Origin of the sequence: Nesterenkonia ebinurensis, assembly GCF_008711175.1 — a bacterium.
In the GTDB taxonomy this organism is placed as follows: Bacteria; Actinomycetota; Actinomycetes; order Actinomycetales; family Micrococcaceae; genus Nesterenkonia; species Nesterenkonia ebinurensis.
This window is the reverse complement of record NZ_VWNF01000045.1, coordinates 72552-98953: the sequence shown is the minus strand read 5'-3', so window position 1 is coordinate 98953 and position 26402 is coordinate 72552. Positions and strand designations below refer to the sequence as shown.

The 26402-nt window shown below is 64.1% G+C and carries 28 protein-coding genes, 1 tRNA gene and 2 pseudogenes; 6 read left to right on the top strand and 25 right to left on the bottom strand.

Translation table 11 applies throughout. From position 1 onward, the window contains the following. Window positions 1–40: 40 nt before the first annotated feature. The 7 genes from F0311_RS13325 to F0311_RS13295 form a co-directional block, all read right to left on the bottom strand. The gene (locus F0311_RS13325; RefSeq protein WP_150462422.1) at window positions 41–1558 is read right to left on the bottom strand and encodes a sensor histidine kinase; all 1518 of its coding nucleotides are present in this window, start codon (window positions 1556–1558) and stop codon (window positions 41–43) included. Next, complete coding sequence (locus F0311_RS13320) at window positions 1551–2273, bottom strand: response regulator transcription factor (RefSeq protein ID WP_150462421.1); 723 nt, start codon at window positions 2271–2273, stop codon at window positions 1551–1553. Before F0311_RS13320 ends, F0311_RS13325 begins: the two co-directional genes overlap by 8 nt. Before the next feature lie 93 nt (window positions 2274–2366). Beyond that, window positions 2367–3680, bottom strand: coding sequence for an RNA polymerase sigma factor (locus F0311_RS13315; RefSeq protein ID WP_150462420.1), 1314 nt, complete (start codon window positions 3678–3680; stop codon window positions 2367–2369). Continuing rightward, window positions 3677–4024 carry a YciI family protein gene (locus tag F0311_RS13310; protein ID WP_150462419.1) on the bottom strand — a complete coding sequence of 116 codons (348 nt, stop codon included), beginning with the start codon at window positions 4022–4024 and terminating at the stop codon, window positions 3677–3679. Before F0311_RS13310 ends, F0311_RS13315 begins: the two co-directional genes overlap by 4 nt. 3 nt (window positions 4025–4027) lie before the next feature. Further along, window positions 4028–4375 (bottom strand): YciI family protein, encoded by a 348-nt coding sequence (locus F0311_RS13305; RefSeq protein WP_150462418.1) that lies wholly within the window; start codon window positions 4373–4375, stop codon window positions 4028–4030. Then, a complete protein-coding gene (locus tag F0311_RS13300; protein WP_150462417.1) occupies window positions 4372–4752 on the bottom strand; it encodes a YciI family protein in 381 nt (126 codons plus the stop codon). The genes F0311_RS13305 and F0311_RS13300 overlap by 4 nt, the downstream gene beginning before the upstream one ends. Before the next feature lie 419 nt (window positions 4753–5171). Next, entirely contained in the window at window positions 5172–5372 is a 201-nt protein-coding gene (locus F0311_RS13295; RefSeq protein WP_150462416.1) for a hypothetical protein, read from the bottom strand. 109 nt (window positions 5373–5481) lie between these two features. Between F0311_RS13295 and F0311_RS13290 the strand changes: the two genes are divergently transcribed. Beyond that, on the top strand, window positions 5482–6219 hold the full coding sequence (locus tag F0311_RS13290) for a MerR family transcriptional regulator (RefSeq protein WP_223881351.1): 738 nt from the start codon (window positions 5482–5484) through the stop codon (window positions 6217–6219). 35 nt (window positions 6220–6254) lie between these two features. Here the strand turns inward: F0311_RS13290 and F0311_RS18760 are convergent, their stop codons facing one another. Then, entirely contained in the window at window positions 6255–6377 is a 123-nt protein-coding gene (locus F0311_RS18760) for a hypothetical protein (RefSeq protein ID WP_263406277.1), read from the bottom strand. 93 nt (window positions 6378–6470) lie between these two features. Here F0311_RS18760 and F0311_RS13285 point away from each other — a divergent pair, with 93 nt between their 5' ends. Then, window positions 6471–7430, top strand: a complete 960-nt coding sequence (locus F0311_RS13285) for an NAD(P)/FAD-dependent oxidoreductase (RefSeq protein WP_150462414.1) — start codon at window positions 6471–6473, stop codon at window positions 7428–7430. Between the two features lie 266 nt (window positions 7431–7696). Here the strand turns inward: F0311_RS13285 and F0311_RS13280 are convergent. Beyond that, window positions 7697–8080: pseudogene (locus F0311_RS13280) on the bottom strand (alpha/beta hydrolase fold domain-containing protein); the annotation flags it as partial. Between the two features lie 651 nt (window positions 8081–8731). On the opposite strand from F0311_RS13280, the gene F0311_RS13275 reads away from it, so the two are divergent. Beyond that, window positions 8732–11038 carry an AAA family ATPase gene (locus tag F0311_RS13275; RefSeq protein WP_150462412.1) on the top strand — a complete coding sequence of 769 codons (2307 nt, stop codon included), beginning with the start codon at window positions 8732–8734 and terminating at the stop codon, window positions 11036–11038. A 36-nt stretch (window positions 11039–11074) separates the two neighbouring features. On the opposite strand, the gene F0311_RS13270 is transcribed toward F0311_RS13275, so the two are convergent. Next, window positions 11075–13588 carry a S8 family peptidase gene (locus F0311_RS13270; protein ID WP_150462411.1) on the bottom strand — a complete coding sequence of 838 codons (2514 nt, stop codon included), beginning with the start codon at window positions 13586–13588 and terminating at the stop codon, window positions 11075–11077. Next, a complete protein-coding gene (locus F0311_RS13265; RefSeq protein ID WP_150462410.1) occupies window positions 13588–14565 on the bottom strand; it encodes an AAA family ATPase in 978 nt (325 codons plus the stop codon). The genes F0311_RS13270 and F0311_RS13265 overlap by 1 nt, the downstream gene beginning before the upstream one ends. A 404-nt stretch (window positions 14566–14969) precedes the next feature. Here F0311_RS13265 and F0311_RS13260 point away from each other — a divergent pair, with 404 nt between their 5' ends. Beyond that, a complete protein-coding gene (locus F0311_RS13260) occupies window positions 14970–15320 on the top strand; it encodes a sulfate permease (protein ID WP_150462409.1) in 351 nt (116 codons plus the stop codon). A gap of 24 nt (window positions 15321–15344) precedes the next feature. Here F0311_RS13260 and F0311_RS13255 read toward each other — a convergent pair whose 3' ends face one another. The 6 genes from F0311_RS13255 to F0311_RS13230 form a co-directional block, all read right to left on the bottom strand. Further along, window positions 15345–16289, bottom strand: a complete 945-nt coding sequence (locus F0311_RS13255; protein ID WP_223881350.1) for a helix-turn-helix domain-containing protein — start codon at window positions 16287–16289, stop codon at window positions 15345–15347. Between the two features lie 30 nt (window positions 16290–16319). Then, the gene (locus F0311_RS13250) at window positions 16320–17087 is read right to left on the bottom strand and encodes a VOC family protein (RefSeq protein ID WP_150462408.1); all 768 of its coding nucleotides are present in this window, start codon (window positions 17085–17087) and stop codon (window positions 16320–16322) included. Beyond that, entirely contained in the window at window positions 17084–17671 is a 588-nt protein-coding gene (locus F0311_RS13245) for a hypothetical protein (RefSeq protein WP_150462407.1), read from the bottom strand. Before F0311_RS13245 ends, F0311_RS13250 begins: the two co-directional genes overlap by 4 nt. Further along, window positions 17668–18495 (bottom strand): NAD(P)H-binding protein, encoded by an 828-nt coding sequence (locus tag F0311_RS13240; RefSeq protein ID WP_150462406.1) that lies wholly within the window; start codon window positions 18493–18495, stop codon window positions 17668–17670. The genes F0311_RS13245 and F0311_RS13240 overlap by 4 nt, the downstream gene beginning before the upstream one ends. Beyond that, the gene (locus tag F0311_RS13235; protein WP_223881349.1) at window positions 18492–19109 is read right to left on the bottom strand and encodes a TetR/AcrR family transcriptional regulator; all 618 of its coding nucleotides are present in this window, start codon (window positions 19107–19109) and stop codon (window positions 18492–18494) included. The genes F0311_RS13240 and F0311_RS13235 overlap by 4 nt, the downstream gene beginning before the upstream one ends. An 80-nt stretch (window positions 19110–19189) precedes the next feature. Beyond that, window positions 19190–19552, bottom strand: a complete 363-nt coding sequence (locus F0311_RS13230; protein ID WP_150462405.1) for a VOC family protein — start codon at window positions 19550–19552, stop codon at window positions 19190–19192. Between the two features lie 84 nt (window positions 19553–19636). Here F0311_RS13230 and F0311_RS13225 point away from each other — a divergent pair, with 84 nt between their 5' ends. Beyond that, window positions 19637–20575 (top strand): helix-turn-helix transcriptional regulator, encoded by a 939-nt coding sequence (locus F0311_RS13225; RefSeq protein WP_150462404.1) that lies wholly within the window; start codon window positions 19637–19639, stop codon window positions 20573–20575. Between the two features lie 6 nt (window positions 20576–20581). Beyond that, window positions 20582–20908: pseudogene (locus F0311_RS19135) on the top strand (recombinase family protein); the annotation flags it as partial. On the opposite strand, the gene F0311_RS13210 reads toward F0311_RS19135, so the two are convergent. The 8 genes from F0311_RS13210 to proB all read right to left on the bottom strand — a co-directional run bounded on the left by F0311_RS13210 (window position 20900) and on the right by proB (window position 26356). Continuing rightward, the gene (locus tag F0311_RS13210; protein ID WP_223881348.1) at window positions 20900–21484 is read right to left on the bottom strand and encodes a hypothetical protein; all 585 of its coding nucleotides are present in this window, start codon (window positions 21482–21484) and stop codon (window positions 20900–20902) included. The pseudogene F0311_RS19135 and the gene F0311_RS13210 sit on opposite strands and share 9 nt — an antisense overlap. Window positions 21485–21518: 34 nt before the next feature. Beyond that, a tRNA-Ala gene (locus tag F0311_RS13205) sits at window positions 21519–21591 on the bottom strand. 39 nt (window positions 21592–21630) lie between these two features. Then, window positions 21631–22011, bottom strand: a complete 381-nt coding sequence (gene rsfS, locus F0311_RS13200; protein WP_150462403.1) for a ribosome silencing factor — start codon at window positions 22009–22011, stop codon at window positions 21631–21633. Between the two features lie 4 nt (window positions 22012–22015). After that, a complete protein-coding gene (locus F0311_RS13195; RefSeq protein WP_150462402.1) occupies window positions 22016–23086 on the bottom strand; it encodes a hypothetical protein in 1071 nt (356 codons plus the stop codon). Continuing rightward, complete coding sequence (nadD, locus tag F0311_RS13190; RefSeq protein WP_223881347.1) at window positions 23083–23751, bottom strand: nicotinate-nucleotide adenylyltransferase; 669 nt, start codon at window positions 23749–23751, stop codon at window positions 23083–23085. Before nadD ends, F0311_RS13195 begins: the two co-directional genes overlap by 4 nt. 1 nt (window position 23752) lies before the next feature. After that, the gene (locus F0311_RS18145) at window positions 23753–23929 is read right to left on the bottom strand and encodes a hypothetical protein (protein WP_191089931.1); all 177 of its coding nucleotides are present in this window, start codon (window positions 23927–23929) and stop codon (window positions 23753–23755) included. Between the two features lie 61 nt (window positions 23930–23990). Next, a complete protein-coding gene (locus F0311_RS13185) occupies window positions 23991–25241 on the bottom strand; it encodes a glutamate-5-semialdehyde dehydrogenase (RefSeq protein WP_150462401.1) in 1251 nt (416 codons plus the stop codon). Beyond that, entirely contained in the window at window positions 25238–26356 is a 1119-nt protein-coding gene (gene proB / locus F0311_RS13180; protein WP_223881346.1) for a glutamate 5-kinase, read from the bottom strand. Before proB ends, F0311_RS13185 begins: the two co-directional genes overlap by 4 nt. Window positions 26357–26402 lie beyond the last annotated feature (46 nt).

Sequence of the window (26402 nt, the reverse complement as noted above, 5' to 3'; positions counted from 1 at the left end):
ATCCCCGCGTCCTGCAGGGCTGGCTGCAGAGCCGGTCGGTTCAGCCGCGGCGGCGCGGAAGCCGGACGAGGAAGCTGGTGGAGCCGGGTCTGCTGCTGACACTGACCTGCCCGCCGTGGGCGCTGACGATCGCCTTCACGATGGCCAGTCCCAGGCCGCTGGATCCAGCGGCCTGGCCGCGTGAGGGGTCACCGCGGTAGAAGCGGTCGAAGATCCTGCCGATCCGGCTGTTCTCGATGCCAGGGCCGTCGTCGTGCACTATGACCTCCGTCCAGTCCTGTCCTGCACTGAGGCTGAGGGTGACCTCTGTACCGGCCGGCGTGTGGGACCGGGCGTTGGTCAGCAGATTGGCCAGCACCTGGTAGAGCCGGTCGGGGTCTCCCGTCACGGTGACCTCTGCGGCATCCTCCGGCAGGTCCAGCACCCAGCGGTGGTCACCGGAGGTGACCTGAGCATCGGAACAGGCCTCCGCCAGAAGGCCTGCCAATGGGACGGGCTCGCTGCGCAGGGGCACCCCGGCATCCAGGCGCGCCAACAGCAGCAGGTCCTCGACCATCAGGCTCATACGAGATGAAGCCGACCGGATCCGCAGCAGGGAGTCCTTCACGGTGTGCTGCTGACCCTGCGCCTGCTGCCCGGGGGCCTCGACGGCGCCATGGGCCAGTTCGGCATACCCGCTCACCGCGGCCAGTGGGGTGCGCAGCTCGTGACTGGCGTCGGCGATGAACTGCCGCAAGCGTTGCTCGGAGGACTCCCTGGTCTGCAGCGCGTTCTCCACGTGGGCGAGCATGGTGTTGAAGGCTTCGCCCACCTGCCCGATCTCAGTGCTCGAATCGGTGACAGCTTCTGGTACCCGCTGCAGGCTGACCTCGCCGGAGGCCAGCGGTGTGGCGGCCACCTGTCCCGACACCTGGCTCAGTCGGCGCAGCGGACGGAGTCCCCTGCGGATCAGGGTCAGGGTGATAGCGAGCGTGATGCTCAAGGTGGCGGCCGCGACTAAGGCGAAGACCGTCACCTGCTCACCTACCGTGCGGTCCACCTGCGCCATGGACTGTCCGGCCACCACGGTGATGCTCTCCTCCACCGTGCGGGCAGAGACTCGGAAGGTTCCCTCCTCGCCCAGATCCACGGTGGTGGGGGCGGCCGCCGTCCCGGCCTCTGCGAGGAGCCGATGCACCTGGTCGTCGTCGAGATCATGAACCTCACCTGTCTCCGGGTCCACATATTCGGCCCGTATCTGCTGCGCCGCCACCGGCCGGCTAGCGTCGGCCACCACGGTCAGCCCGCCGAGCTGCGGACCGACCTCCGGGCCCTCCTGCCAGTTAGGTGCGGGTTCAGCCGCACCTTCGGGGGCGGAGCCTGACCACGGTGGCACCGGATTGGGCAGTGCGTCGCGCGAGGCGGCATCGAGAGTGATCTGCAGCTGATCGTCAAGCCTGTTGATCAGGCCGGTCCGCTGGGTGATCACGCTGACGGTGCCGATCACCAGCACCGCGGCCACGGTCATGACTACTACGATCACCGCGAGCTGCCGCCGCAGCGGCCATCTCCTACGCATCGGCGGCCCTGATGGTGTAGCCGACGCCGCGCAGGGTGTGGATCATCGGCTCCCCCACGCTGTCGATTTTCTTCCGCAGATAGGAGATGTAGAGCTCCACCACCGATGATCTTCCTCCGAAGTCGTATCCCCATACCCGGTCAAGGATCTGGGCTTTGCTCAGCACCGTCCGCGGGTTCTCCATCAGGTACCTCAGGAGCGCGAACTCCGTGGCGGTGAGCTCAATGCGCACTCCGGCCCGCATGACCTCGTGGGTCTCATCGTTCAGCTGCAGGTCCCCGACCACCAGGAGCGCTTCGTCGGCTTCGAGCGCGCGCAGATGCCGGCGCACCAGACCGCGCAGGCGGATCACCACCTCCTCCACGCTGAAGGGCTTGGTGACGTAGTCGTCTGCGCCCGCGCTGAGTCCGGCAATCCTGTCTGATACCTCATCCTTGGCCGTCAGCAGGAGAATCGGCACCTCGTTGCCGCCGGTCCGGACACGTCGGACCACCTCCACTCCGTCCACCTGGGGCATCATCACGTCGAGGACCACCACGTCGGGGCTTACCTCGCGGATGAGTTTCAGCGCCCTCTGCCCGTCGGAGGCGGTATGCGGCTGCCAGCCCTCCGAGGTCACGGCGAAGCGCAGCAGGTCGGCGAGCATGGTCTCGTCGTCGGCGATCACCACCTGGATGGGTTTCCCGTCCGGCCGAGTCATGGGTCCCTTTGCCATGACATCCAATCTACCGCCGGAGAGCTTCCCTTATCCGACACTCAGCAGGGCTGAAGTCTCCTTCCTGAGCAGTCGGCGTGCGGGCGTGCTGTCTCAGCGATTTTGGCCGTTGCGAGAAGGATCATCTTGAGGCAGCTGCTGCGCAGTTGAATCCTCCGGCGGGAGAGTGATCCCGATCTCAACCGCCCGTTTTTTCAGGTATTCCAGCTCGGCCTCGTTGCGGCACAGTGCGATCGCTTCAACGTAGGATGCCTGTGCTTGATCGATCCGTCCGGTGCGGACCAATAACTCGGCCCGCACCGCAGCGGGACGATGACTGCCCGGCATGCTCAGGCCGTCCAGGGCCGCCAGACCGGCCTCAGGGCCCTCTGCTTCAGCCACCGCCACCGCACGGGCCAAACCGGCAGCAGGTGACGCTGAGAGCTGCAGCAGCAGATCATAGTGAGCAACGATCCGGTCCCATCTGGTGTCTCCGGCCTCAGCTGCTGTCGCATGCTCTGCTGCGATTCGCGCTTGGATAAGATATCTGGCAGCCATCGCCGAAAGATCCAGCGGACCGTTCAGCGTATCCAGCAAGTCGAGTGCCTCGTCGATCTCCTCGCGGTGCCATTGGGACCGGTCCTGATCGGCAAGCAGAACGAGTCCTCCTTCGGTCCCGAGTCGGGCGTCCCGGCGAGAGTGCTGGAGCAGCAGCAGCGCGAGCAGTGTCACCAGTACCGGCTCGGTGGGGCACTTCTGAAGGACCACCCGGACCAACCGGACGGCCTCGCCGGCCAGGTCGGTGCGGAGCAGGTTGTTCCCGCTGCCGGGGGCATAGCCGGCGGTGAAGGCCAGATAGGCTGTTTGGGCAACAGCCTCCAGACGTTGCGGAAGAACATCCGCCCCCGGTATCGCGAACGGGATGCCAGCTGCGATGATCTTCTTTTTAGCGCGAGTGATCCGGGCCGCCATGGTCGGCTCCGGGACTAAGAAGAGCCGTGCCACGTCATAGGTGCTGACTCCCAGGACCAGTCGCAGGGCCAGCGCGCTGGCCGCCTCGGGCTTCAGCGCCGGATGTGTGCACATCAGTATCAGGCGCAGGAGGTCGTCCTCGACCAGGTTGCCGGTGTCGGCCATCGTTCCTGCTCTCTCTTGGCTGCGCTGTGCCTCAGTCACCAGCAAAGCCACGCGGCGCTGCTGCATGGCCTCAGCCCGCAGCCGATCCAGCACACGGCGGCTGGCAGCCCTGTTGAGCCAGGCTGCCGGGTCCTTCGGAGCGCCTTCGACGGGCCAAGCCCGAGCAGCGGCCTCAACGGCGTCGCCTAAGGCGTCCTCCACCAGATCAAGGCGGCGGTATCGTGCCAGGAGCAGGCCGATCAGGCGTCCCCACTCCTGGCGCACTACACGCTCAAGTGGCTCGTAGCTCACGTGATGGTGCTGATCGGGCGGATCTCGAGGGAATAGGACGGCGGCAGAAGCCGCACCGCCGCGATGGCGGTGTCCAGATCTGGTAGCTCCACCTGGTAATAGCCGCCGATGATCTCGGAGGTCTGCGCGAACGGGCCGTCAGAGACCACAATCTCGCCATTGACATGTCGCACCGTGGTCGCCGTCTCTACGTCGTCCAGCGCAGCGCTGGCCAACTCTTTCCCGTGTTCGGCGACAAAGGCAGAGAAGGCACCATGCTGCTCGAAGAAAGCAGCCCGGGCCTCCTCTGAGGCGGCGCTGAGGTCCCCCGGCTGGTAGGCGATCAGGAACATATAGTGCTTCACCCCTCAGACCTCCCCCACCGGGCTGAACTGCAGGTCGTAGGGCGGCAGGAGCTTGGCCAGCTCCAGGAGTGTCGGCAGGTCCGGGGTCTCTATGAGGTAGAAGCCGCCGAGTTGTTCGACGGCCTCTGCGTAGGGACCGTCGGTCACGCTCCGTTCCCCGCCGCGGATCCGCACCACCGTGGGTGTCCCGTCCAGGGCCTCCCCGGACAGGATGGCTACGCCCTCATGGGCATTGCAGGCAGCCCCGAAGTCCTCGTGGCGCTGCATCGCAGCAGCCTGCTGCTCGGGGGTCTGCTGGTCCCAGGGCGGGTTCTCCCCTTCGGACATCAGGAGCATCAGATATTTCATCATGCACGCTCCTTGGTGAATGCTGCGCGGGCCTCTGACGAGACGGTGGGACGGATCTCCACGGCATCGCCGACAGCGGCGATGATCTTGCAGCACTTAGTCAAATCCTCAAGGTCCTCGGTCTCCACCAAGTAGAAGCCGCCCACATGCTCAGCAGTCTCGGCGAATGGGCCATCTGTGATAATTCCTCCGCCCGGCAGCACAGTCTTGGCCTGTGTTGAGGCATGCAGTTCGGCACCACCGATGATGCGATGGTTCCGTTTGGTGAGCTCCTCTTCGAAGCGGGTGTACTCCGAATAGCCGGTCTCTCGCTCGTTTCGGCTCATCGTGGTCCACCACCTGTCGGTATCGCCGACGATCATCACCATGTATTCCGTCATATTTTTGATCCTGTCTGCTCTTGGACGCTTCTGTCCATCGTCCCGGCCGCGGTCACGACCTCACTATCATGACGGACGAGCAACCCCGAATTCGACAACTGTCACACGATCATGATGTTCGCAGCCCGCCTTCAGAGTCCATACCCATTGCGGTGAATGCCCTTAGGCAGATCTCCGGATCACCTGCTGCATCCCTGCGGTGATAGGCCGTCACCGTGCTCCTGGCCGAACAACGAGCGCCAAGCGGTGGTTGCTAAGGGGGCCTCCTATCCGCTCAGACCGCAAGCTTGAATGTAGACCATGTAGATTCTGAAGCAGATGCATGTGGGGTGGGGCGTGGTTGTCGGCTTGGTCGAGGATTGGCTGGACTTACTGGACCACAGCTCCTGGACCGTGACGGATCGGCACCCGGCCTCTGATCAGGCGAGTGACCAGCCGCCGACCTCGCGGTATTCCGAGTCGTACACCGTCTCCGTGGCGGGTTGTTCGAAGTCGTAGTGCTTCATGTTGCCCGCCCAGTATCGCAGCACCCGCGATAGTTCCTCCGTAGGGTCGCCCGCCACGGCGGAGAGGTCAACGTCAAGACGGAACCGAATCGGTGCGTTCTCCTTATTTCCCATACTTCAACTGTATCGTTGAACTGCTAGTTGATACTCTGCGAGCGGATTCCTCATTTCAATGCGGCGAATCCGCTCACGAACCCTCAACACGGAATCGAAGGGAGAGGGGATGAAGCCAGCCGATCTCGCCGCCAGCGCGGGTGTATCGACCCAACAGGTACGCAACCTCGAAGCCGCAGGAGTCCTCCCCGCCGCCGAGCGCACCGCCACCGGTTACCGCATCTACACCGATGAACACCTCAGCGCCCTGCACTGCTACCAGGCCCTCGCCCGAGGCCACGGCGCACCGACGGCCCGCACCATCATGACGTCCGTCGTTCGGGGCAGCGTCGCCAAGGCTCTGGCGCTCATCGACGCCAGTCATCAAGCGCTTCACGAGCAGCGCCAAAGGCTCGCTCAGACGGTGCAGGCACTCAACGCGATCAACACTGCATTGGATGAGCCGTTGTACCGCCGGGTACCGATGTCCATTGGGGAACTCGCGCACCTACTCGGCGTCCGCACCTCCGCTCTTCGTGTCTGGGAGAACGCTGGCCTCCTCGCACCAGAACGCCTGCCCTACAGACGGCACCGATCCTATGATGTAGAGGATGTGCGAGATGCTCGTGTGATCCGGCTCCTGCGGCAGGGGCATTACCGCTTCACGCGTATCAGGCCCATCATCGAAGAACTACGCAGAACCGGCAGCGGCGACGGTCTCCGTGCCGCACTTGGAGAACGACAGATGGCGTTCACTGCACGAGCGCGAGCCATGCTTCATGGGGCGGCACTGCTCGACCAGCATCTGACCGACCACCCTCACAGCCCCACCGCCGATACGCTAGCGGCTCACGCCACCCGCGCGTAGCCCAAGAACCGCAAGAGTAAGACGATCAAGACCAACTACTTTTTGCCGGGTTCGAGGTAGTAGCGTGTCAATGCCGATGCTGCATCGCGGTCGCCGTCGGAAGCACGTATGTGGGCGCGCTGGCCTTGCCGACTGACGAGATTGGTGTGTTCGCTCATGCCTCGATTTTGCCGTTCAGCAAGAATAATTGCCAGCGGATCTGGTCTGAGTGATTCTGGGTATGCATCGCGGAAGAACGAGAGGACAGCGTAATGGGCACCACACACGATCAGGTATACGACGTCGCGATCATCGGCGGCGGCTCGGCCGGGCTGAGCGCGGCACTGATTCTTGCACGTGCGCGCCGCAGCGCCGTTGTCATCGACGCAGGCGCGCCCAGGAATGCCCCCGCGGCCGCAGCGCACGGGCTGCTCGGCCAGGAGGGTGTGAACCCACTCGAGCTTTTGGAGCGTGGACGTCAAGAGGCGGCTTCTTACGGTGCTCGCAACCTCCAGGGGGATGTTCATCGCGCGTCCGGCTCTGCTGAAGACGGTTTCACTCTCGTGCTCAACGACGACTCGACGATTCGAGCTGGCCAGCTGCTGATCGCGACAGGGGTGCGGGATGACCTTCCTTCGATTCCCGGTCTTGCCGAGCGGTGGGGCCGGGATATCGTGCACTGCCCGTACTGCCACGGCTGGGAGATCCGCGATCAGCGGATCGGCCTCCTCGCGACCGGACCGATGTCGGCGATGCAGGCACTGCTGTTCCATCAGTGGAGCGAGCAGATGACGTTCTTCCCCAACGGGCTCGAGTTCCCCGCCGACCAGCTCGAGAAGGTTCGCGCTCTCGGGATCACGATCGTGCCGGGACAGCTGCATGGTGTCGACGTGGTCGATGACCGACTCACGGCAGCGGTCATGGACGACGGAGGGCAGGTCGGGCTGGATGCGTTGGCTGTTCCCGCTCTGACCACGGCACGCCTCGACGGCCTCGATGAGCTCGGGGTGGATGTCGCAGAGAACGCCGCGGGTGTCGCCATCGTCGCCGATCCTGCCGGGCACACCTCCGTGCCCGGTGTTTGGGCGGCGGGCAATGTGGTGAACCCCGGCATGCAGGTCAGCGAGTCCGCGGCAAACGGGGCGCGAGTGGCGATGACGATCAACACCGAGATGGTCTTCGCTCGCGCAGACCGCACCATCGCAGACAGCAGCAACACGGTGGGTGCCTGATGGCCGACTTTGACAAGGACTACTTGGGAGCACCACTGGGCACCCGCCACCTCGAACAGCGAGCACCAACTCCCGGTCAACCCCTATCTGTTGACCGATACCGCGTACCTGCGTGCGGGTACAGCGCTGGACGCTGGCTGCGGAACCGGAACCGAAGCACTCTGACTCGCCGAACACGGTTGGCGCGTCACAGCTGCCGACATCTCCGCAACAACTCGTCTTCCTCTCACCCGAACCAGAATCGTCCGAGACGGATGCGCTCGCGCCTAGAAGGAGGTGATTACTCGTCGCCGGTCCTCGAAGGCACGGTCTGAAAGTTCCGTGCCCAGCGCGATCACCTCAAAGCCGTGCGGAACCCCCGGGCGGACGATGTCAAGCTCTCCGACCTCGATGTATGCCGGTGCGAGCCCCGCATGATCGTCCAGACGCGCGGGCACTACAAGCGAACTCACCTTGGCTCCGCCCATGTCCTGGCCCAGCAGCGCCTGCCAAGCTGTGTAGTTGTCGTCATGGGTCCAAGTCATAAACGGGACCAGGTGCGGATCGGGTGTGGTGGTCCGGTCATCGAGCATCGGATAGATCAGGATTTGCCTGGCCACCGGAACACCGGCATCCCGTGCGGCGATTGTCACCCCGGCCGCCAGTCCACCGCCGGCACTGTCGGGAGTTCTAGTACATCTTCAATGGTGGGCCTAACGGGAGCATTATCGAAACTTGCCCCGCCCCTGGTTCGCATGGCCGTGAGGCACTGGCAGATCAGACAGAGGACCAAGAGTTTCGCTCGCCGTGAGCCACCCCTCATCCGGCAGCAGACACGGGTCAGCGAGGCGGCTTTGCTCGCAGCTGAGGTTCGCTACGAGGCCGGAGCGACGCTTCGCGAGATTGCCCCTGCCCTTGACGTCAGCCGGCAACGACTAGCGGCCCTGCTTCGTGCCCGCGGCGTGCAGTTACGGCGCGCAACGCCGTCCGCCTGCGAGGTAGACGAGATGGTCCGCCGGTACGCGGCGGGCGAGTCGCTTGAACGCGTTGGCACCAATCTCGGGTTCTCCGCAGGTACCGTTCGTACCTACATCCTTGACCGAGGAGTCGCCACGCGTGACTCTCATGGTCGTCTACGCTAGTGCGGTCGGTGTCCAGCCCGTGACAAAGTTCTGTCCGGGGTGGCACTTGCATCGCAGGCACGACCGTGGCGCCGCGACACGTTGTGCCCCGACTCCGATCTCGGCGTCGATGTCGGCGCATGTCGATACCCTGAGAGCACGGTCGCCTCGGCCGTGCGCAACGGCGGGTAGGAGCGACCGATGAGACTGACGACCTTGTACATCCGGTTCTTCCGGTCGTTCAACTTCGACTACCTCCGAAAGAGTCGGGAGGATGACACGGCGCGTCCTGATCCGTGGGACCAGCTTGGTGCGGAGGAGCTGTTTTTTCCTTTCGTGCGAGTCCCGCTGGAACCCGAGGTGACGACGGTGGTAGGCGCGAACGAAGCGGGAAAGAGCCAGCTGCTCGGTGCCATCGAGGCGCTTCTCACTGGCGAAGGCTACGTCAAACGCGACTTCTGCCGATACTCCACGGAGTTCAACGAAGACAACGCACCCGAGCTGCCAGAGTTCGGAGGAGAATTCACTGACTTGACGCCGGAGCAAGCCGAGGTCATCCTCGGCCTGCAGGAGTGGGAAGCTACAGAAGTCGATTCCTTCCACCTGTTCCGTTTCCATGACCGCGTTGTCATCTATCTCGGCGACGAACTGGTCGAGCTGGATGAGGTTCCGGACGCGCTGGAACTGCCAAAGTCCTTCAGGATCGACGCTCGGATACCTCTGCCTGACAGCGTCGAGATCGCGTATCTGGCGGGCGATCATTCGAGGACGAACCGAACCAGGCAAGGTTGGCTCTCGCGGATGCTGTTCGTTCGCGACAACCCCGAGGCGCTTGAAGAAACACCGGGCAGTGGAACCCGCCCCGCCTATGACGGCAAAGATGGCACGCCTGACCAAGATCTAATCGACCAGTGGGACTTGGCTCGTCGGCTGTTGATCGACGTTGCCGGCATCACACCATCCGAGTTTGCCGAGTTGAAGAACGCCGTACACACGTCTGAGGGCTATGCCGAGGCGCTCGTTGACAAGATGAACCGCAAGCTTGCGGACTCTCTTAACTTCAGACGGTGGTGGACTCAAGACAGAGATTTCGCCTTGCGACTCCGACTGCGCGATTTCGACCTCGTTTTCACGATCCGCGACCGCACTGGCAGTGACTATACGTTCAAGGAGCGAAGCCAGGGCCTCAAGTACTTCCTCAGCTACTTCGTGCAGTACCTATCGCACACGGCGGAGGATGGCGAGATCCTCCTCATGGATGAGCCCGATGCCTTCTTGTCAAACTCCGGACAGCAGGATCTACTTCGGATCTTCCGGGCATTCGCGCATCCCGAGGACGATCAGACAACGCCCGTGCAAGTCGTGTATGTAACACACTCGCCGTTTCTGATCGATAAGAACCATGCCGAACGAATCCGGGTTCTCGAGAAGGGCGACGGCGAGGAAGGGACTCGCGTAGTCAACAACGCGGGCCGCAATCACTATGAGCCGCTTCGATCGTCCCTTGGCGGTTTCGTCGCCGAGACGACCTTCATCAGTTCCTGCAATCTCATGCTTGAAGGCCAGGCCGACCCGATACTTCTTGCGGGTGCCAGCGCCATCGCCCGCAAGGTCTCTCCCGATGGCGACGCGCTCGACCTGAACACCCTCACCCTGGTGCCCTGCGGCGGCGCGGGCAACGTCTCATACATGGTCCATCTCGCTCGCGGTCGCGACGAGGATAAGCCGGCGGTGCTCGTCCTTGTCGACAACGACACGGACGGCCTGAAGGCCATCGAAGATGTTAAGGCCATGAAGGGACTTCTGCCGAAGTCTCTGATGTTCACGGTCGCTGCCACGATAGACGGAGAGGATCGTGAAGGCATCGTGGAGTTGGAGGATCTCGTTCCGATTTCACTTGCGAACGAGGCCATTAAGAAGCTCGCTCAAACGGTCCTTCCCCGTGACCAAGCGGAAGCCTTCCTGGCGAATTGGTCCGACGTGAAGACGGTCAAGGGTGAGAAGACCTTCAAGCTACTACAGTGGGCCGCAGTCGAAGCCAGCCAGAAGGGTGATCTTAAACGGCCGCTAGAGGTCGAAAAGGTACCTTTCGCGAGATCAGTGATCGACCTCGCCCTTGACAGCAAGGCCACGCTCAAGGTTCAGCGGGACCTGTACGAAAACTTCCGACCTACCCTCGCCCTGATCGAATCCAAGCAACGCGAGGCAATGCGTGACCACGCCCATGCCAAGATCTCCACCATCATCAAGCGTCTTCGTAAGAACTTCATTGCGGACCACCCGAACAACATCCGCAAGAACGAGGTAACCGCACTGCTGGAGAACCTGAGCGCTCAGCTTCCACGGGATGCGGCTGAAGCAGACAAGGTTCTCGATGACATCCGCAAGATTCAGCGTGACTTCAGACTTGCTGATGAGCCGCGTTCGACGCTCCCCGACCCTCAGGCTCTCCGGGATCGCCTCTACTCCCTAAGCTATGGCGTCACCAATGCCGTCCAGTCGAGCTAGCCGCCCTCTGGGCTCGATCTCAGGACAGTGAAGCAATCACTGCGGCAGGATGGGCACGCGAGTTTCAACCTGCGTCCTAACCTGGCTGTACACGTCGACATTGAGCGCGGGAGCAACCCATAGTGAGAGAGCGACGGCGAAGTCGACGCGTTCACCGAGCAGCCCACCTGCCTGCTCGTAGCACTTGACACGGACGGCCATGTTCGAACCCTGCCCAGAGGCAAAGGCCTTCTCCATCTCCCAAGACTGGTGTTGAACAGAAGATGCGCCTCGCGTCGTCACGTCCGACGCCAGACCACTCGGCGTCCCCAGCGCTGGAATCGATCCCGCCGGTTTGACGAACGACAGCGCGGCCTTACGGTATTGCCGGTGGCGCCAGTTGACTGGCGTGAGCCACGCAAGGGTCGCATCGATGCGCTTCGTCTCGCGAACGCTCAATCCGTCCGGCAACGGAAAGAGGAGTTCTTGTTCCTCAGCAGCTCCGATGGACCCAAGGAAGATGACTACGGCCTCGTTGGTGGCACAGCCGTCGGCGTAGTCGCGAACAGCAGCTCCATTGCCGAGAGCGATCTCTGCTGGTATCGGGTGGTGGGCCAGTTCCTGCGGCCAGGCCGATCCATGAACCAAGAGCGCCTTGATCGCCGAGGCTCGCTGCCTACGGGTGATGGGAACGCCCGCGGTGATCTCGTCGATCACGTCGTGAAGGCGTGCGGCCCGCTTCGAAACCAACGCGGCGGCAGGGCTCGTTCCAGCGATGTGTGTCTCGCGGAACTGGGTGGGTGTCGCGACTCGAATGCCAGGTCCAAGTGCAGAGACGCCAGTGAAGACGACGGATTCCTGAGCTGTGACGCCGTCGCGGAAGAACACGCGACCGCCGTTGGCAGCGAGGTCTGGCTTGATGCTCCTTCGATACCCGCTCCCAGTAGGCGAGACGGGGCTAATGGATAGCAGGTTGTCGGTGGGATCGACGGCGTAGCCCTGCGGCGCGGCGGATGAGGCATCGTCATGAATCGCACCGACACTGAGAGCGTTGACCGACTCTGCTGGCGCCAGGAGCCTGCGCTCGTTCTGTTGTCGGTGTAGCGCGTCAAGTATGGCTTGGCGTCGGTCAGCGCCACGTAGTGCAGCGACTTCGCTCGATGTTGTCGGGCTCAGTGTGAGATTCGGATGGTTTCCCGCTGACACGATCACGACCACGCCGTACTCGTAGCTCAGCCAGTCGATCATCCGCGCCCACGAGGACAAGATCGTGTCGAAAGGCGATGCCGGGTCACCTATCGAGATATTGACAATGGCGATGCTCTCACCCGCCGCGGGCTGAGTGTCAGTGCCCTCGAACAACTCGCGGAAGGTGCGCCACATCAGATCGGGAACCAACTCGGTCGGCGGTAGTTCCTCGGATCGGTGGAGCGTGTCGTCGGCGGGGGTCAGGACCGGACGGACAAGCACAGGGCGTCTGGCTGGCAGCTCGTTTGCTCCGCGGTCTCCCCACACCGCTACCGAGGTCATCCATGTCCCGTGTCTGAGTTCGTCGACAGTGGCTCGGCCAAGCAGGTCGTCGGGGTCATGGACGATGACTCGGTCGCGGAGCAGAGGGTGGTTCGCTGCCGGGGCGCCGTCCAGAAGACAGAGGACCGGATCGCCTGTTGGAGCCTCACCATCGGTCTGACCCCGCACGTCGGTCGGAGGGCCGACAACCGGTAGAGCTTGTCCTGCCACGCGCAGATACATCACGTTAGTCGACCTGACGACGCGTACGGCGTCATGATTGCCCGAAGCGAGGTCGCGGAGCATCTGAGTTGGGACGGTGCACTTGAGGCCGTGGTAGCCGATCTGGTCGATGATTGCGGTCGTTGTAACTTGACCTCCCGCTTGCTCGATGAGGGCAGCAACCTGACGCTGGCTCTCTTCGCGTGTTCGAGAGCTGCGTCGATACCAAAGTTCAATCTCAATGTTGTGTGGCTGGTCGTCAATGCGCCCGGCGAAGTACTCGTCCCAGTCGATCGTTCTGAGCCGATCTTGCGGCCCCCACGGCCGTATGTCTTTCAGGTGCGCGAAGAGGTCGCGCAACGGCGAGTAGCCCCGAGGAAGCTGCTCAGTCTCCCTCCAGGCGCGCCATAAAGAAAGCAAATTGTCGAACGCTTGCTGATTCGTACAGACAGCGTGGAGACATGAGGAGATGTAAGGATTCCGCGGTTGCTGACTGACGAGTTGGAAATCATCGTCGGGTGATATCACATTCTCAGCCTCAACGAGGATCTCAATGCCGACCTTTTCGGCTACGGCACTTAGGTCAAGCTGCTCGTCAAGCGCTTCGAAAACCAAGACCAGCTGGGGATCGGCCGCGTGGATCGACTCAGATATCTGAATCTGGTCGCCGAGGGCGGCACTCGCTTCGTCGAAGCGTACGTCGATACGTCGGGACCGCGCCTCGGGGTCCGCGAAACGAGCACGACCTCCGCCACCTCGGGGCGGTCGAATTGGTCGCGGTGCGGCAATCCTGCCCAGAATGACAGGCCTCGACGTCGAAGCCCGGTCGTCCGGTGGCATTAGCTCTCGCTGACGCTAGCGCGGCCGGCCCACTGTTTGAGCAACTGCTGAACGACGGCCACCGAGTCTGGCTCCGGTCCCGAAAGTATGGAACGTCTCTGCACATCGAGCGCGAACTCTTCGAGCTCGGCAAAGCTGACTCGCCCGAGGCGGTCTGCAACAGTCCTCGGCGTGAGTCCAAGGCTCACTTCCGTACGTGCGGTCCACGCCTGCAACCACTCGATTTTTCCGGCTCTCGTGGGATACGGAAGGTCGAGTCGAAGTTGCATCCGCCGCCACACGGCGCGATCCAGCAGTTCTGCGTGGTTCGTGGCGGCAATGACGATGACGTGACTCGGCAGTCGGTCGACCTGGAGAAGCAGCGAGCTTACGACTCGCTTGATCTCTCCCGTCTCGTGCGTATCACCGCGCTCTTTTGCGACGACGTCGAACTCGTCGAAGAAGAGAACGCATGGTCGAACTCGAACCGCATCAAAAAGGGCCTCCATTCTTGATGCGGTTTCTCCGAGGAAACTGCCGATCAGGCCCTCATAACGCACGCTTAGCAATGGCACCGCCAACTCGGTCGCGACCGCCTCTGCCAACGACGTCTTACCGCCACCGGGTGGCCCGACGAAGAGCAGGCGATGGCGAGGTTCCACTCCGTGGCTTCGTAGAAGATCGCGTCGATGATGCTCTTCCACGAGCTGGCTGACAGCCTGGCGGGCTTCGACCGGTAGAACCAGATCGGATAGTCGCCGCTGCGGCTCTTGCTCATGGAAGAGGCCCCGCGTGGCCTCGTTCCGGGCCAGCGCCGTCACGCTGCTAGTTGTCCCCGAGCGCTTCCGTCGCAATGCGTCGGTAAGTTGCGAGGCAAGCACGTTGTGCTTCTTATTCTCTTCCTCGGCGATCAACGCTTCGGCCGCGCGGCGGAAGGCAAGGTCGTCGCCACCTGCGCCGGACTGCACGAGAGCCAAGAGCAGGTCTCCTCGTGCCATGCTCCACGCTCCTCGTCCTCAGATGATCATCGTTGTTCTATCGTACCGATCCCGGGCTCAGCCTGGTCGTGAGCCGCGCCGCTGCGGACCCCATCTCCAGAGTCAAACGGTCCTCAAGACGTCAGGGCGGACCCGGCGCATCAATGACCTCCGTGCAGCTTCGGAGCTTCCCCGGTCCCGTCGGCCGTGCGAGCTCCTCGACCTCGTGCCTGGTCAAGGGTCGCACGGCACACCGACAGGGCGGGACAGGTCGGGCACTTCCTGTCCTCATGACAACGCGATATTCTGTCGGCAGGCGGCCTCTACCTGCTACGCCACCACCGGACGTGGTGGCACGACCAGACGGCTTCGGCTGGACAGTCCTTCGATTCCTTGTCGCCGGAGACTCGGAGAGGACTGTCGCCATGTTCCGCTTGATCTGGACCGCCAGCGTCCACACCCGCTACTTCCTGCGCCGCTACATGCCCACCAACATCGCACTGGACGCGATTCGAACCCGGCGCGGGCTACGTTGGGGCGTCCCGGCGATGCTGCTAGCACTCCCCTATCTGTACGGCGCGAGCGTCGTAACTACTCTCATCGCCGACGGCGCGCCCGATTGGCTGCATCTGGTGGTTCTGATCCTGGTATGGAACGCGATGAAGTTCACCGTGATGGGGCCGGTCAGCCTGTTCCTCCTCGTCCGCGCGAGAACTTCGGAGTCTCGTGATCGACGCATCGAACGCCATGCCACCACAGCTGGCGCCCGCGCCTAATGAACCGTGTAACACGACGGAGTGTCACGCAACCGCTCGGCGAGGCTTACGGCTGAGCTTGCGGTAACGGCCAGGGCTCACGCCCACGCACTGGCGGAACAGACGAGCTGCATGGTTACGACTCGACCAGCCGACGCTTCGGGCTGCCTGCTCGACGGTCGCCTCGGTTTCCCGGAGCAACCGAGCCATCTGCTCGGCTCGAAGCATCGTCAGGTACGCCAACGGTGTCTTGCCGTAGGCGTCGACGAAGACCCGGCTCAGCTGTGCTGGTGACAGGTGCACAGTGTCGGCGAGGCGGTCGAGGGTCCACCGTTCACTAGGTGCACCGCGGAGCAGCTCGACGGCTTGACGCACTTCGGCACTCAGCGGGGCGAAGCCACGGTGACGCGGGAGGCCGGGCCGGGTGGACTTCCGTTGTGACGCAGACCGGCGCGAGGCAGTGGTGCGCACGAACGGGGTCACCACGTCGAGCACAGCGAAGAGCAATGCCTGCATCCGGTAGAACCGCTCCGGCGACGGCCCGTCGAGGCTCAGCGCGACCAGTTCGTCCAACCACGGCGCGAGCATCCCAGCGCGATCTTCACCGAGGCGGAGTATTTGCGCCGGTTCTGAATACAGCTCGTCGGCGAAGTCCTGAGCATCCCATCGGTCGGCCAGCAACGCGGCGTGCTGCCAGAACACCTGGTCGATCACGTAGTCGCGATCCAAGTAGAGTGTCGTAACGGTGATGGAGCCTTCGGGCTCACTCCCACACAGAGTGTTCGCGCCGAGCGCCACGACGTCGCCGACCTTGACCGGCTTCTCGCCGAACTCGCTGAGCAGGATCGCCGAGCCGTGCCGGACGAAGATCAGCTTCACGCAGTCGTACGCGACGGGTGCGATGGGTCGATGAACCGAGCGCGTGCGGGCGAGGATCGGGGCGAAGGACGCGCGACTATCGCCGGTTGCGGCTTCCTCGATCGACGACACACGCTCGGGCTACTTGCACGTGTGCTGGTGTCAGGTTCGCGGTGCCGGTGTCAGCAGAGCGAACTGCGCTCCAGCGGGGTCGGTCAGCACGGCAATGCGTCCGGCGGGGATGTCGCTGGGCTCCGCGACAAGGGTCGCTCCGAGCCGAAGCGCGTTCGTCAGGACTTGGTCGGTGCCGATGGCCGGGTCAACGGTGAAGTAGACGCGCCAGTGCGCAGGACCACCGTCGTGGACACCGACCTGGTGACGTCCGGCCACGGGTGCCTGATGTCCGGTCGGGGTCCAGACTGCGTAGTCGTAGGTGTCTGCGTCTCCGATCTGTGTCGAGCCGAGCCCGACGAGCTCAGCGTAGAAGTCGTCGGCGATGCTGCCGCTCGGGGTGAGAAGCTCGGCCCAGGCATACGCGCCGGGGGCGTGACTGGCGAAATGCCAGCCCGGTCGCGGCTGCCAGAGGCCGGTGACTGCGCCCGTGGGATCAGCGATCACTGCGACTTCTCCCTGGCCCGGGACGTCTACGGGACCGTGCAGAATGCGGGCATCGCTTTCGGCTGCACGCCCCGTGGCGCGGGCGATGTCGTTCGTGGTCAGGTAGACCGTCCACGCCGCGGGCTGGTCGCCGTCTGCTTGTCGGAGCCCGGCGATGACGGCGCCGTCAAGCGCGCGGGCATAGCGATAGCCGGCCGGGGGCTTGTCATCGATTCGCCAGCCGAACAGTTCGGTGTAGAACTGGGCGGCTGCATCGGGGTCGGGGGTTTGGAGTTCGATGAGGTTCGGAACACCGACGGTGTGCTCGGTCATGGGACGGGCCTTTCGGGGCTGGTAGCTGACAGGTAGGCCCGTCCGCGGGCGGAAAGTTCGTAGCCGGTGGGCAGGCTGCGGGTCAGGCCGTGCTCTTTGAGAGTGCGGATGCGGCGTTTGAGGGAGTCCTTGCCCAGCGGCAGCTCATCGACGAGCTGCACGGCGGTGGTGCCCGGATGCTCTGCGATCCGGCTCAGCGTGGTGCGTGCCCACGGGGTGCGGGCGTCGAGACGGTCCAGCAGGGCGTCGATGTCGGCGATATCGGAGGGCGAGAGCACTGCGTTCTCCGCGAGCGCTTCTCGGGGATCGGAGCCGACCCACGCCAGAGCGATCCGCCACAGCGGGATGCTGTCGTCCCCGCGGAAGGTGGCGAGCAGCTCCTCGAGGGTGGCGTAGCCGGCGTCCTGCGCGGCGGTGGGGTCGAGCTGTTCGAGGTCGGCTCGGTCAATTGCCTCGATGCGCACGATCCCGGCCACCGTGCGGAACGTCGCCCCGGGTGTGACCCGAGGGCGCGTCCAGCGGCGGTAGGCGAGCGTGACCGAGCCTTCGGCGACGCCGTGAGCGATCCGGTCGGTGAGGATCATCGCGTTTCCGCGAGGAACCCAGCGAACGACCGAGGCGCACGGCACAGCACGTCGGCGATATCGGGGAGGACGGGTTCAGCATGGCCGGCGGCGATCGTGGCAAACAGGCCGCTGACGGTGTTCACATAGTCCGGGTGCCAGCCCAGGCCGAGGACCGTGCTGCGGAAGTCCGGGTCGGAGATCGGCTCATAGGCCTCGACCGGAACCGGCGAGTCCCGGCAGGCGGCAGCCACCTCGGTGAAGGTTAGGCTGTGTGGTCCGGTCAGCGCGTACTCACGGCCGTGGTGATCGCCGAGGAGGACCTCGACGGTGACGGCCGCGATGTCGCGGGTGTCGATGAAGCTGACCGCGGCATCGCCGGTCGGTAGGCGTAGCACGCCGTCGTGTGCGTCGGCGAGGGCGCGCAGCGGGCCGTCGGTCAGGTTCTGGAAGAACCAGTTCGGCCGCAGGATCGTCCACTCCAGGCCGCTGCGTTGCAGGTGAAGTTCGACGCCGCGCTGCTCGACCTCGGCCGGAGCGTATTCCATGCCCAGGGCGGTCATCAGCACCACACGCCCGACGCCGCGGTGCTGGGCGAGGTCGAGGAATTCCACCACCGCGCTGCCGAGCCCGGTGACCGAGCGGTGTCCGTCGTCACCACCGGGCACGATCAGGAACACCCGGTCCACGCCCTCCAGTACGGCCGGCCACGTTGCCGGATCACTCCAGTCCAGCGAGATAGCGCTGCGCCGGGACGCTGCCCGCACGTCGACATCGCGCGCGTCAAGTTGTGCTCGCACTTCGCGGCCGACTTTCCCGCTCGCGGCGGTCACCAGGACCGTCATACGTCGGTCCCGAGGACGAAGGCGAGCTGAGCGAGCACCACATCGCGATAGTCAAGATCGTCCGAGGCCCGGTGCCCCAGCACGAGCGGGTAAAGCAGGCCGTCCATCGTCGCGACCACCACGTCCACGACCGCGGTGACGTCGAACCGGGGAGAGAACGAGCCAGACTCCACCCCACGTTCTACCGCCTCGACGAACGGCTGTCGGTACTGCTCGGCCAGCACGGCGGCGTGGGCGCGCAGCTCGGCATCGTGGGCGGCGGCGGTCCAGAACTCCATCAGCATCCGCCACGTCGGCACAGGTGTCGACAGGCCCCGGTCGACCAGCGCGACCAACTGCTGCCACGGGTCCTCGAACCCGGAGGCTAGCTCGGCCAGTGCCTCGACCTCGCCCGAGGTCGCGCCCTGAAGCGCCTCGATGAGCATGTCCTCACGGGACCCGAAGTAGCCCTGCAACGTCGACACCGCGACACCTGAGGTTTGCGACACATCGGCGAACCGGGTCGCGGCATATCCGCGCTCGGACAGCACCTCCACAACCTGACCCAGTACCTGGATTCGCCTGGCCCCGCCCGCGCGCCGTATGCGCGTTGATTTGTTTCTGCTCATGGTCATACCGTATCACTATACGGTATGACCATGAGCGCGTTGTGGAAGCAGGGATGAACTTTCTGGGTCGTTCCGTCATCGGCACTTCAATCCACGGGCGCCACACGGATCAGGTTGCCGTCGGGGTCCGCCGCGACGAACGTTCGACCGAACGCTTCGTCCCGCGGCTCGGACACGATCCGCACACCCTTGTTCTTCCACGCCTGGAATTGCTCGTCGATCAGCTCATTGGCCGGAAGCGCCAGGCACAGCTCGCTGGTGCGTACCGATGCGCGGTCGAGTTCCTCCTGGGGCAGGTTCCACAGCGCGAGTTGCACACCGTCGGAGAGGTCGAACGCGACGAAGCCGGGCGTCTCGAAACTAGGCGTGATGTCGAACAGGTCGCTGTAGAAACGAGCAGCGGTCGGAGCATCGGCGACGTAGATGATGAACATGTTCGGAGCAGTCATGGGGTTCCTTCCGGTCGGGTTGATGCCACCAGTCTGAGGGAAAAACACGCCAAGATATGTCATGTTCTCTGAGATGATTGAGATGTGACGCCCGACCGATTCTTCTCACTGCTGCTGGCCCTGCAAGCCAGGCCGGTCACCACAGCACCCGCGCTGGCCGGAGAGATCGGCGTCTCGGTGCGCACGATCATCCGTGACCTGAACTGGCTGGCCGAAGCCGGCTTCCCCGTGCTGACCCGACAGGGACGCCACGGCGGGGTGTCCCTCCTTCCCGGATCGACCCTGGACGCCACTCGCCTCACATCGGAAGAACGCGAGCATCTGACCCTGACCGGTCTGGACGACGATCAGCGCCGCCGCCTGGGCATCGATACCGCCAGCAACCGAGCGATCCGCAAGGTCGCCACCGAGCGCACCGGTGACGAGCTGCTGCCATTGGGCGACCTCGTCGTCAGCGACAACCGCCCCTGGTTCGGAAGCGAACCCGAAGGCGTGACCCCCGCCGCGATCATCGGCGACCTTCGGCGAGGCATGCGACTGAAGATCACCTACCGCAGGTTCGGACGAGAGCCTTCAACCCGGACGATCAATCCCTACGGCCTCTTGGCCAAAGCCGGGCGCTGGTACCTCGTCGCCGACGAGAACAGCGCGCCACGGTTGTTCGCGCTCCAACGTCTCCTGTACTGGGAGGTCCTTCGCACCCGCCGACGGCTCCGCCCCGGCGCGAACTTGGCGAGAGTCGCGAACGAACTGACATCGACCTGGGAGACAGCCGGCCACGACGTCATCGACCTCCTCATCAGCGAGCATCAAGTCGAACGAGCCGTCCGCATCCTGGGCACTCGCCTCACCCTCGGCAAAGCCGACGACACCGGGCATGTGAGCGCCGCCCTCAAATACAACGACCTCGAAGACGTGCGCCAACTCCTCGCCTTCGGCGCCGCCGTCACCGTCCTCAACCCGCCCGAGGCCAAGCAGCGCATCGTCGACCTCGCCCAGGAGATCACTGATCACTACCGCTGACTCGGCCTGAGTTCTCGGGCCACCCCGTCCCAGCCCGCCCGTCCGGTGACGACCACGGCGTTGCACAAGATCCTGACCAACCTCTACTACCAGGGCACAGTGACCTTCCGCGGCGTCACCTACGACGGCGCCCACACGCCGCTGGTGGATTCGGAGACCTGGCTGCGCGTGCAGACCCAGCTCGATGCGAAGAACGCCGTCGGCGAGCGCCCGCAGAAGTACGACCACTACCTCAAAGGCAACCTGTACTGCTCCTGCGGGGCCAAGCTCATGATCGAACGACCCCGGGACAAGAACGACGACCGATACGAGTACTTCACCTGCTCAGGCCGGCGGAAGAAGACCGGCTGCACCCGCTCCGCCGTCCTGGCACCCAGAGTCGAGGACCGGATCGACCGGGACTACGGCACCAACGGCCTCACCGCCACCGAAGCCGAACACGTCGCCTCGGTGCTGCACCGAGTGTTCGACCAGCTCGAAGCCTCCAGCGACGACGAACGCAAGCTCCTCCAAGCCCAGCTGGACAAGTTGGAAGCCGAACGCCTCAAGCTCGTCCAGGCCCACTACGCCGACGCGATCCCCCTGGACCTGCTCAAGGCCGAACAGGACCGCATCCGCACCAGCCTGGACGCGATCACGAGCCGACTCGACGGCCTCGCGACCACCTACCGGGATGCCCACGACGGACTCGATCAGCTCCTCGGCGTCCTCACCGACCTCGGTGATCTCTACGCCCGATGCGAACCTACTGAACGCCGCATGCTCAACCGTGCCCTGTTCAAGCGCATCGTCGTTGACGAAGACGAAAACGTCACGTTCGTCCCCGCCGAGCCCGCGGCCACCGTCCTGGCCCACGCCCACAGTGCGCAGCCGACCGAACCGGGCCCGGACGCGAAACTGCCCCGCCATCAGACGGGGCAGGTTTCGAATTTCTCAACTTACGTGGAGGTAACGGGACTCGAACCCGTGACCTTCTGCATGCCATGCAGACGCGCTACCAGCTGCGCCATACCCCCATATTCAGTTGCTATCGCCGGATTGGCAACCCCTACACGTTACACCGTCTGCGGGCCTTCCGGCAAATCTAAATCCAGCTTGGGAACGTCCGCATAGAGGCGGTCCAGACCGTAGACCGCACGCTCCTGCTCATGCTGAACATGGATCACCATATGCCCATAGTCCAACAGCACCCAGGTGCCCGAATCCTTACCCTCGCGGCGGGCCGGAGCAGAGCTGTGCCGCTCCTTCAACTGGTACTCAATCTCCTCGCAGATCGCGCCGATCTGCCTCTCCGAGGGAGCCGAGCAGACCAGGAAAGCATCGGTGATACCCAGCCGCTCCCCCACGTCATAGCCCACAATATTGGTGGCCAGCTTATCGACAGCCGCAGCAGCCGCAGTGCGAAGCTCAGCAAGCACAATCTCAGGAACAGCCATCAGCTCAGAGCACCATAAAGTAGACAACAGCGGCAATGGCCCCCACCAGCAGGATGGCTAGGATCACCACCAGCCAGACCAACACGTTCTGCCGGTCAGTCTGACGGGAGGTGGCATCGATCATTTTGTTCAGGTCCAGGCCATGAGCACCCTGGGCATGCACCGGTTCAATCTGGCCGGTAGCGTACTGCATCTGCTCCGGGTCCTGATTGAGAGAGTCACGAACCATCCGTTCAGTGAGCACCTGGGACTCAGGGCGTTCGCGCAGCTTACGGCGGCGCTCCTTCTCCTTCTCCGCATGCTCCTTGCGCATCCGCTCCTGATTAGCCTGCATGGCCTTGGCCGCCAGTGCCTGCTGCTTCTTCAGCAGATCCGGGTCCACCCGGTTGGGGTCGTCGTTCTTGGCAACCTCAGCATTGGTGGCATCAAGCTCAGCCAGCAGCTCAGGGCTCAGCGGCGGGATCGACCGGGTCTCCCGCAGCAGCCTGCGGGCCCGCCGGGAACCCGGGAGGTCCTCCTGCTCAACTGCAGCTTCCTCAGGCTCCTCATGGAGTTCCTTCACCTGGCTGATCACCTGTGTGACGTCGTCATTATCGCCAATCTCCGACTCAGCATCAGCAACCTCCTCCTCGGGCCTGGCCGGCTCCTCGGCAGGCCGGGGCGGCCCAGGAAGTACCGCTACTGGGGCCTCGACTGGAATCTCTGGTGCGTTCTGATCTGACTCGGTCTGCGGCTCTGAGTCCTCTGAGTCCTGTTGGGCGGCGTCGTCTGCTTCCTCTGAATCCCCGCCAGGCTCATCCAGTCCCGTCACTTCGGCAGGTTCAGGCGGCTCAGGAAGATCATCACCCTCGGCAGAGTCAGTGTCCTGCAGGGCACGGACAGCTACCTCATCAGCAGGCTCGGGCGCCGCTTCAGCCAAGGCGTCCTGGGTGGCCTGGGACTCTTCTTCTGCAGCACGTTGGACAGCCAACTCGGCCTCGCGGCGGCGGCGCAGCTCCTTGCGCGAGACAGGCAGATACCGGGCGCGGAGCTCGTCTCCGCCCCCCGCGTTCTGCTCAGTAGTGTCTGCGCTCATGAGGAAGCCTCCTGATGGTTCTGCTCCATGGTATGCGAATCGGCCTGATAGAGCTGGTGTTTATTGATGTATTGGACCACGCCGTCAGGCACCAGGTACCACACCGGCTTGCCTGCCTTGCCCCGGGCGCGCAGATCGGTGGAGCTGATTGCCATCGCTGGGATCTCCATCAGGCTGATGTTCTCGGTCAGCCCGAAGTCCTCGCTGCGGTAACCCGGGCGGGTCACTGAGACGAAGTGAGCCAATTCCCAGAGCTCCTCCACGTTCTTCCAGGACATGATCTGGGCCATCGCGTCAGCCCCGGTGATGAAGAACAGGTCAGCCTGTGGGTACATAGCCCGGAAATCACGCAGCGTATCGATGGTGTAAGTGGCGCCACCGCGGTCAATATCCACCCGGGAGACCGAGAACCGTGGGTTCGACGCCGTGGCGATCACGGTCAGCAGGTACCGGTGCTCCGCCTGGGTGACCTCCCGGCCGACCTTCTGCCAGGGCTGCCCGGTGGGCACGAACACCACCTCATCCAGGCTGAACTCCGCGGCCACCTCCGAGGCGGCCACCAGGTGCCCGTGGTGGATGGGGTCAAAGGTCCCGCCCATAATGCCTATGCGGCGCCTACGGCCGTCCGCCTCGGCTGAGGCGAGGGTGCTGAAGGGAGGAGTCAAGTCAGTGGTGTGCCTGCGGATCGGCAGGCAGTTCCCTGCCTTTGCTGGCGAAGCCCAGGGTGATCAGCAGGCTGAGCATCAGCACGACGAACATCACCACACCGTACACCCAGGCCGGAAAGGGCAGTTCGGTGGGGGTGGGGCCGGTGGCCAACAGTGCCAGAACAGGCAGGTTCATACCTCTCCCTCAGGACGAAGTGACAGTTTCTCTCTACGAGTCTACTAGGAAACGTGAGATTCTAGCGGATCTGGCCCTCACCGCGGAGGATCCACTTGGTGGTGGTCAGCTCCGCCATGCCCATCGGGCCGCGGGCGTGCATCTTCTGGGTGGAGATACCCACCTCCGCACCGAGCCCGAACTCGCCGCCGTCGGTGAACCGGGTGGAGGCGTTGACGATCACCGCTGCCGCATCCACTTCGGCGATGAACTTCTCCGCATTGACCACCGAATCGGTGAGGATGGCCTCAGTGTGCCCGGTGCTGTGCCGGCCGATATGACTGATCGCCTCATCGATGGAGTCCACCACGCCCACTGCGATCTCCAGGTTGTGGAACTCGGTGCCGTAGTGGACCTCGGTCACCTCATCGCTCTGCGCACCGGCGGCTGGGAGCCACTGCTGTGCACGCGGATCCACATGGAGGACGACGCCGCCCTTGGACAAAGCTGCCAGCACCTCTTTGGCAGCCCGTCCCGCCTCAGCATGGAAGAGCACGGTCTCAGCGGCATTGCACACGCTGGGCCGGGAGGTTTTCGCGTTGTGCACAATATCGCGGGCCAGCTGCGGATCAGCGGTGGCATCCACATAGATGTGCACATTGCCCTCCCCCGTCTCGATCACCGGGACCCGGGAATTGTTCACCACGTGCTGGATCAGCTCACGTCCGCCGCGCGGGATGAGTACATCCACGCTGCCGCGGGTGGTCATCAGCTCGGTGGCGCCCTCACGGCCGTAGGGGTCGATGGTCTGCACCGCATCCACAGGCAGCCCGGTTTCGCGCAGCGCCTCACGGATCACGCTGAGCAGCAGCTCATTGGTGGACTGGGCGGCCGACCCGCCGCGCAGCACCGCAGCGTTGCCAGACTTCAGGGCCAGGGCGGCAATGTCCACGGTGACATTGGGCCGGGCCTCATAGATCACCCCGATCACACCCAGCGGCACTGCCACCTGGGACAGCCTCAGACCATTGGGCAGCGTGCGGCCCTGGAGCACCCGGCCCACTGGGTCGGTCAGTCCGATGACCTCCTCGACCGATGCGGCCAGGGACTCGATACGCGCCGCGTCCAGTCGCAGTCGGTCCTGCAGTGAAGCGGAGAGTCCGTTCTCCTTGCCCCTGACCAGGTCCTGCTCATTGGCCGCGATCAGCGAACCAGCAGATTCGCGCAGGCCTTCGGCCACTGCCTGCAGGGCACGGTCCTTATGCCGCCGGTCGGCTCTGCCCAGCGGACCGGCGGCCTCCCGGGCCCGGCGGCTGATCTCAGCGATGCTCATCCAGTTACCTCCAGTCGTGCCATGTCATCAGTATGTATCACTGGGCGCTGGTAGTCCTCCCCCAGTTCCTCACCCAGCTGTGCGGTCTTCTTGCCACGCATTCTGCGCGCTTCCTCCGCGGAGAAGGAGCTGACACCCCGGGCATGCACCGTGCCCTGGTCGCTGGTGATATCGACGACGTCGCCGGCTTCGAAACTGCCAGAAACTTCTGTGATCCCTGCGGCCAGCAGGGAGCGCCGGGATCCGATCACTGCCTTGAGAGCACCTTCGTCGATGGCGATGCTGCCCTTGGTGTGCGCCAGGTGGGCCAGCCAGGCCGAGCGGGCACCGCGGCGCTTGCCACGAGGCAGAAACAGGGTGCCCACCTCCTCACCGGAGAATAGGGCTGGTGCTTTGGCCGCCGAGGTGAGCCGGGCCGGAATGCCGTGGGCGGTGACGATATTGGCCGCCTCCACTTTGGTGACCATACCGCCGGTGCCGATGCCGGCCCGGCCGCGGGGGCCCAGGGTGACACCGTTGAGGTCCTCGGTACGTTCGATCCTGGCAATGGGCTTGCCCCCTTCGACAGGCGGGCCGTCGTAGAGGGCATCGACATCGGAGAGCAGCACTAAGCCGTCGGCGTGGATGAGGTTGGCGGTCAGGGCGGCGAGTCTGTCATTGTCACCGAAGCGGATCTCGGCGGTGGCCACAGCGTCGTTCTCATTGATGATCGGCACTACTCCCAGTGCCAGCAGCTTCTCCAGTGCGCGCAATGCGTTGACATAGGTGGCCCGGCGGATGAGGTCCTCCACGGTGAGCAGCACCTGTCCCACCTCGGCTCCGTGGTGGGCGAAAGCCCGGGAGTAGTGGGCCAGCAGCTGGCCCTGGCCCACGGCTGCGGCGGCCTGCTGGGCAGCCAGATCGTGCGGGCGCCGGTCAAGCCCCAATGGTGCAAGCCCGGCGGCGATGGCCCCGGATGAGACCAGCACAATCTCGGTGCCGGCGGCGCGCAGGCCCTGGCAGGCGTCCACCAAACGATTCAGGGCCTGGACGCTGATGCCCCCGTCCAGGGTGGTCAGACTGGAGGAGCCCACCTTGATGACCAGGCGTTTGGCAGTGGTGATGTCCCAGCTCACGGTGTCTCCCCCTTGGGGCTGGGCTGCTGGGTGTAGACGGCTAGCG

Coding starts and splice junctions, on each gene's coding strand:
- F0311_RS18760 (WP_263406277.1), bottom strand. CDS start 6,377: ATGAGCGAACACACCAATCTCGTCAGTCGGCAAGGCCAGCGCGCCCAC.
- F0311_RS13185 (WP_150462401.1), bottom strand. CDS start 25,241: ATGAGCATCGCTGAGATCAGCCGCCGGGCCCGGGAGGCCGCCGGTCCG.
- F0311_RS13260 (WP_150462409.1), top strand. CDS start 14,970: ATGTTCCGCTTGATCTGGACCGCCAGCGTCCACACCCGCTACTTCCTG.
- F0311_RS13285 (WP_150462414.1), top strand. CDS start 6,471: ATGGGCACCACACACGATCAGGTATACGACGTCGCGATCATCGGCGGC.
- F0311_RS13235 (WP_223881349.1), bottom strand. CDS start 19,109: ATGACCATGAGCAGAAACAAATCAACGCGCATACGGCGCGCGGGCGGG.
- F0311_RS13290 (WP_223881351.1), top strand. CDS start 5,482: ATGAAGCCAGCCGATCTCGCCGCCAGCGCGGGTGTATCGACCCAACAG.
- F0311_RS13305 (WP_150462418.1), bottom strand. CDS start 4,375: ATGATGAAATATCTGATGCTCCTGATGTCCGAAGGGGAGAACCCGCCC.
- F0311_RS13320 (WP_150462421.1), bottom strand. CDS start 2,273: ATGGCAAAGGGACCCATGACTCGGCCGGACGGGAAACCCATCCAGGTG.
- F0311_RS13210 (WP_223881348.1), bottom strand. CDS start 21,484: ATGGCGGGGCAGTTTCGCGTCCGGGCCCGGTTCGGTCGGCTGCGCACT.
- F0311_RS13295 (WP_150462416.1), bottom strand. CDS start 5,372: ATGGGAAATAAGGAGAACGCACCGATTCGGTTCCGTCTTGACGTTGAC.
- F0311_RS13300 (WP_150462417.1), bottom strand. CDS start 4,752: ATGACGGAATACATGGTGATGATCGTCGGCGATACCGACAGGTGGTGG.
- F0311_RS13275 (WP_150462412.1), top strand. CDS start 8,732: ATGAGACTGACGACCTTGTACATCCGGTTCTTCCGGTCGTTCAACTTC.
- F0311_RS13270 (WP_150462411.1), bottom strand. CDS start 13,588: ATGCCACCGGACGACCGGGCTTCGACGTCGAGGCCTGTCATTCTGGGC.
- F0311_RS18145 (WP_191089931.1), bottom strand. CDS start 23,929: ATGAACCTGCCTGTTCTGGCACTGTTGGCCACCGGCCCCACCCCCACC.
- F0311_RS13240 (WP_150462406.1), bottom strand. CDS start 18,495: ATGACGGTCCTGGTGACCGCCGCGAGCGGGAAAGTCGGCCGCGAAGTG.
- F0311_RS13195 (WP_150462402.1), bottom strand. CDS start 23,086: ATGAGCGCAGACACTACTGAGCAGAACGCGGGGGGCGGAGACGAGCTC.
- F0311_RS13230 (WP_150462405.1), bottom strand. CDS start 19,552: ATGACTGCTCCGAACATGTTCATCATCTACGTCGCCGATGCTCCGACC.
- F0311_RS13265 (WP_150462410.1), bottom strand. CDS start 14,565: ATGGCACGAGGAGACCTGCTCTTGGCTCTCGTGCAGTCCGGCGCAGGT.
- F0311_RS13325 (WP_150462422.1), bottom strand. CDS start 1,558: ATGCGTAGGAGATGGCCGCTGCGGCGGCAGCTCGCGGTGATCGTAGTA.
- F0311_RS13250 (WP_150462408.1), bottom strand. CDS start 17,087: ATGACCGAGCACACCGTCGGTGTTCCGAACCTCATCGAACTCCAAACC.
- rsfS (WP_150462403.1), bottom strand. CDS start 22,011: ATGGCTGTTCCTGAGATTGTGCTTGCTGAGCTTCGCACTGCGGCTGCT.
- F0311_RS13245 (WP_150462407.1), bottom strand. CDS start 17,671: ATGATCCTCACCGACCGGATCGCTCACGGCGTCGCCGAAGGCTCGGTC.